The sequence below is a fragment of the Streptomyces otsuchiensis genome, assembly GCF_004305975.1.
Classification (GTDB): Bacteria; Actinomycetota; Actinomycetes; order Streptomycetales; family Streptomycetaceae; genus Streptomyces; species Streptomyces otsuchiensis.
The window spans coordinates 1-5,038 of the sequence record NZ_BHZI01000354.1; the positions used below are offsets into that span (position 1 = coordinate 1).

At 72.5% G+C, this 5,038-nt stretch carries 5 protein-coding genes; all 5 read right to left on the reverse strand.

The window, feature by feature from the left end; all coding sequences use genetic code 11:
- Nucleotides 1-161: 161 nt before the first annotated feature.
- Nucleotides 162-1,670, reverse strand: coding sequence for an Asp-tRNA(Asn)/Glu-tRNA(Gln) amidotransferase subunit GatB (gene gatB / locus E0D90_RS23395; protein WP_103504571.1), 1,509 nt, complete (start codon nt 1,668-1,670; stop codon nt 162-164).
- A gap of 68 nt (nt 1,671-1,738) precedes the next feature.
- The gene (locus E0D90_RS23400; protein ID WP_103504572.1) at nt 1,739-1,963 is read right to left on the reverse strand and encodes a hypothetical protein; all 225 of its coding nucleotides are present in this window, start codon (nt 1,961-1,963) and stop codon (nt 1,739-1,741) included.
- Entirely contained in the window at nt 1,960-3,453 is a 1,494-nt protein-coding gene (gatA, locus tag E0D90_RS23405; RefSeq protein WP_130799977.1) for an Asp-tRNA(Asn)/Glu-tRNA(Gln) amidotransferase subunit GatA, read from the reverse strand. Before gatA ends, E0D90_RS23400 begins: the two co-directional genes overlap by 4 nt.
- A 5-nt stretch (nt 3,454-3,458) precedes the next feature.
- On the reverse strand, nt 3,459-3,755 hold the full coding sequence (gene gatC / locus E0D90_RS23410; protein ID WP_103504574.1) for an Asp-tRNA(Asn)/Glu-tRNA(Gln) amidotransferase subunit GatC: 297 nt from the start codon (nt 3,753-3,755) through the stop codon (nt 3,459-3,461).
- Between the two features lie 153 nt (nt 3,756-3,908).
- Nucleotides 3,909-5,038: putative bifunctional diguanylate cyclase/phosphodiesterase (locus tag E0D90_RS23415; protein WP_130799978.1), on the reverse strand; the 1,130-nt coding region annotated here is incomplete at its 5' end.

Genomic DNA, 5,038 nt, shown 5'->3' on the forward strand with positions numbered 1-5,038 from the left:
GCCCCACGACTGCCCCGCCCCGCTGCCGGGCCCGTCCCTCGAATCCAGCGGTGAGGACGACGACGGCCCCGTGCGGACACCGTGGCGCGCGGGGCGCGTCAGGTGCCGGCACGGGGCCGTGTCCGCCGCACGGCTCGGGCCGCGCGGCGTGGTGCGTCGTCCTACTCGGCCGGCGCCAACCGCTCCAGGATCAGTTCACGGGCACGGCCCGCGTCCGCCTGGCCCCGGGTGGCCTTCATCACCGCTCCGACCAGCGCGCCGGCGGCGGCGACCTTGCCGCCGCGGATCTTGTCCGCGACGCCCGGGTTGTCGGCGATCGCGTCGTCGACCGCCTGGCCGAGCGCCCCGTCGTCGGAGACGATCTTCAGGCCGCGCTGCTCCACCACGGCGTCCGGTTCGCCCTCACCGGCGAGCACGCCCTCGATCGCCTGACGCGCCAGCTTGTCGTTGAGGGAGCCCTCGGCGACGAGTTCGGCGACACGGGCGACCTGCGCGGGGGTGATCGGCAGCGCCGTCGCCTCCACGCCCTGCTCGTTGGCGCGGCGGGCCAGTTCGCCCATCCACCACTTACGGGCCGCCGCCTGGTCGGCACCGGCGTCGATGGTGGCGATGATGGAGTCCAGGGCGCCGGCGTTGAGCACCGAACGCATCTCGTGCTCCGAGATGCCCCACTCCTCGCGCAGCCGGTTACGGCGCAGTCGGGGCAGCTCGGGCAGCCCCGCGCGGAGGCTCTCGACCCATTCGCGGGAGGGGGCCACCGGCACCAGGTCCGGCTCGGGGAAGTAGCGGTAGTCCTCCGCCTCCTCCTTCACGCGGCCGGAGGTGGTGGAGCCGTCCTCCTCGTGGAAGTGCCGGGTCTCCTGGACGATGGTGCCGCCGGCGTTGAGCACCGCGGCGTGCCGCTGGACCTCGAACCGGGCGGCGCGCTCGACACTGCGCAGCGAGTTGACGTTCTTGGTCTCGCTGCGGGTTCCGAACTTCTCGGTGCCGTGCGGGCGCAGCGACAGGTTGACGTCGCAGCGCATCTGGCCCATCTCCATCCGGGCCTCGGAGACGCCGAGGGCCCGGATCAGCTCGCGGAGCTCCGCGACGTAGGCACGCGCCACCTCGGGGGCGCGTGCGCCCGCGCCCTCGATCGGCTTGGTGACGATCTCGATCAGCGGGATGCCGGCCCGGTTGTAGTCCAGCAGCGAGTAGGAGGCACCGTGGATCCGGCCGGTGGCGCCACCGACGTGGGTGGACTTGCCGGTGTCCTCCTCCATGTGGGCCCGCTCGATCTCCACCCGGAAGATCTCGCCGTCCTCCAGCTGCACGTCGAGGTAACCGCCGTAGGCGATCGGCTCGTCGTACTGCGACGTCTGGAAGTTCTTCGGCATGTCCGGGTAGAAGTAGTTCTTCCGGGCGAAGCGGCACCATTCGGCGATGTCGCAGTTCAGGGCGAGACCGATGCGCACCGCCGACTCGACGCCGATGGCGTTGACCACGGGGAGCGCGCCCGGCAGGCCGAGGCAGACCGGGCAGGTCTGGCTGTTCGCGTCGGCGCGGAGTGTGGTGGCGCAGGCGCAGAACATCTTGGTCTTGGTGCCGAGTTCGACATGGACCTCCAGGCCCATGACGGGGTCGTAGGTCGCCAGCGCGTCCTCGTACGGCACCAGGTCAATGACGGTCACGGGGGTGTACCTCTCGGCTGCGGGGGTGCGCGGCCCGCCGTGCGGCGGGGCCGTGCGCCCGGAGCGGTTCAGTCGGAGAGGACATCGTGCGTGTCCTCGTTCATGCGGCGCAGTTCCCGGCCGAGCAGGGCCACACCGGTGATGACGGCGGCGGCGGAGACGACTCCGTCGATCAGCTGGAGCGTGTCGTGTTCCTGACGGGCGCTGCGCAGCTGCTTGACGATGCCGATCACACCGAACACCGAGGTGCCGATGGAGATGTAGGTGCCGAGCTTCGACTTCTGCTTGCTCATAGCGCGGGTGCCTCCTCAAGAATCGGGTGTCCCCACCGTGCCAGGAACGCGGCCTCGACGGCGGCCCCCACGCGGTAGAGACGCTCGTCCGCCATCGCGGGCGCGATGATCTGGAGGCCGACCGGCAGACCGTCCTCGGGGGCAAGGCCGCAGGGCAGCGACATCGCGGCGTTCCCCGCGAGGTTGGAGGGGATGGTGCACAGGTCGGCCAGATACATCGCCATCGGGTCGTCCGCACGCTCGCCGATGGGGAAGGCCGTGGTCGGGGTGGTCGGGGAGATCACCACGTCCACCTGCTCGAACGCGCGCTCGAAGTCGCGGCTGATGAGCGTGCGGACCTTCTGCGCGCTGCCGTAGTAGGCGTCGTAGTAGCCGGAGGACAGCGCGTAGGTGCCGAGCATGATGCGCCGCTTGACCTCGTCGCCGAAGCCGGCCTCCCGGGTGAGGGAGGTGACCTCCTCCGCCGACCGGGTGCCGTCGTCGCCGGTGCGCAGGCCGTAGCGCATGGCGTCGAAGCGGGCGAGGTTGGAGGAGCACTCGGACGGTGCGATGAGGTAGTACGCCGCCAGTGCCTTGGTGAAGGACGGGCAGGACAGTTCGACGACCTCGGCGCCCAGCTCCCGCAGCAGTTCGACGGACTCGTCGAAGCGCTGCATGACGCCGGCCTGGTAGCCCTCGCCCCGGAACTCGCTGATGACGCCGACGCGCAGACCCTCGACCGAGCCGTTGCGGGCGGCCTCGACGACGGAGGGCACCGGCGCGTCGATGGAGGTGGAGTCCATGGGGTCGTGACCGGCGATCACCTCGTGGAGCAGCGCCGCGTCCAGCACGGTGCGGGCGCAGGGACCGCCCTGGTCGAGGGAGGAGGAGAACGCGACCATGCCGTAGCGGGAGACACCGCCGTAGGTCGGCTTGACGCCGACGGTGCCGGTGACGGCCGCGGGCTGGCGGATCGACCCGCCGGTGTCGGTGCCGATGGCCAGCGGCGCCTGGTAGGAGGCGATCGCCGCCGAGGAGCCGCCGCCCGAGCCACCGGGGACGCGGGTGAGGTCCCACGGGTTGCCGGTGGGGCCGTAGGCGCTGTTCTCGGTGGAGGAGCCCATCGCGAACTCGTCCATGTTGGTCTTGCCGAGGATGACCACGCCGGCGTCCTTGAGGCGGCGGGTGACCGTCGCGTCGTACGGCGGGATCCATCCCTCCAGGATCTTGGAGCCCACCGTGGTGGGAACGCCCTGGGTGGTGAAGATGTCCTTCAGCGCCAGCGGGACGCCGGCCAGCGGGCCGAGTTCCTCGCCGGCCTCCCGGCGTGCGTCGACGGCGCGCGCCTGTTCGAGCGCACCCTCGCGGTCGACGTGCAGAAAGGCGTGCACCTTCTCGTCGACCGCGTCGATGCGCGCCAGGTGGGCTTCGGTGACCGCGACCGCGGTGACCTCGCCGGAGGCGATCTTCGCGGCGGTCTCCGCCGCGGTGAGCCTGGTGAGTTCGCTCATGCCGGTCACTCCTCCCCCAGGATCTGGGGCACCTTGAAACGCTGCTGCTCGCTGGCGGGTGCCTGCGAGAGCACCTGCTCGGGGGGCAGGCTCGGACGGACCTCGTCCGGTCGCATGACGTTGGTCAGCGGCAGCGGATGGGAGGTCGGCGGGACGTCCTCGTCGGCGACATCGGAGACGGCGGCGACCGCCCCGATGATGTCGTCGAGCTGACCGGCGAAGTGATCGAGCTCTTCGCTGGACAGCTCCAGACGCGCCAGCCGGGCGAGGTGGGCGACCTCCTCGCGCGTGATGCCAGGCATGCGGCGATCCTCATTGCTTGTCGAGGGCTGGGTTGAGCCACCAATCCTATGGGGTGCGGCGGGCCGGACGCGCACCAGTGCCGCGGCCCCGGCGGCACTGCGCGCACGGCGCCGCGGTGAGCGGACCGGCCGGAGCCGGTGACGCAACGGTGGTCAGTTCCGGCGCGGCCCGGAACGGAGTTCGGCAGCGGCCACCGGCCCGGCGGGGCGGGCCGGTTCGGCCGCCGCCGGCACCGCGGCGGCAGGCACGGGCGGCGCTCCGGCACGTGCCCGCAGCCACGCGGTGGTCTCCGCCGCGGGCATCGCCGGTGACAGCAGCCAGCCCTGCACCGCGTCGCAGCCCAGTTCGCGGAGCCGTTCCCAGGTCTCGGCGTCCTCCACGCCCTCCGCCACCACCGCCAGTCCGAGGGAGTGCGCCAGATCCACCGTGCAGCGCACGATCTCGGCGTCCTCCCCGTCCTCGGCCAGCCGGGCCACGAACGAACGGTCGATCTTCAGCTCGCTCACCGGCAGCCGCCTCAGGTGGACCAGCGAGGAGTAGCCGGTACCGAAGTCGTCCAGCGACATCCGCACTCCGTGCCCGGTGAGCCCGGCGAGGGTGTCGGCCGCCTGCTGCGGGTCCTCCAGCATCACGTGCTCGGTGATCTCCAGCTGGAGCGAGCCGGCGGGTACGCCGTGCCGGGCGAGCCGGGCGGCGACCGCGCCGGCGAACCCGGGACTGTGCACGTCGCGCGGGGACACATTGACGGCGACCGGCACCGTGATGCCCTGGTCGCGCCAGCGGGCGAGCTGGGCGAGAGCCGTCTCCAGCACGTACTCGGTGAGCCGGGGCATCAGGCCGGACGCCTCAGCCACGGTGATGAACTCGTCCGGCGGGACCCGCCCCCGCCTCGGGTGCTCCCAGCGGATCAGCGCCTCCAGGCCGGCGACACTGCCGTCGAAGCGGACCTTCGGCTGGTAGTGCAGACGGACCTCGCCGCCGTCCAGCGCGGCGCGAAGGTCCCCGAGCAGGCTCAGCCTGGCCGGGGTGTTGGTGTCACGTGAGGCGTCGTAGACCTCCACGGCGGTCCGGGCGCCGCGCTTCGCCTGGTACATGGCGACGTCCGCCCGGCGCAGCAGTGCCTCCGCCTCTCCGACGCCGGGCCTCCGGCCACGGCCGGACCCCGCGCCCGGAGTACGGGCGGTGCGACGGGCGGCCCCACCCTCGGGCCGGCGCCGCGCGGGGCGCGCGTCGGGCTGCACGGCGGGGCCAGACGCCGGGTGGCGGGGCGAGGCCGCAGTCG

Excerpts from the sequence above, each read along its gene's own strand:
- E0D90_RS23400 (WP_103504572.1), bottom strand. The coding sequence starts at position 1,963 with ATGAGCAAGCAGAAGTCGAAGCTCGGCACCTACATCTCCATCGGCACC.
- gatA (WP_130799977.1), bottom strand. The coding sequence starts at position 3,453 with ATGAGCGAACTCACCAGGCTCACCGCGGCGGAGACCGCCGCGAAGATC.
- gatC (WP_103504574.1), bottom strand. The coding sequence starts at position 3,755 with ATGCCTGGCATCACGCGCGAGGAGGTCGCCCACCTCGCCCGGCTGGCG.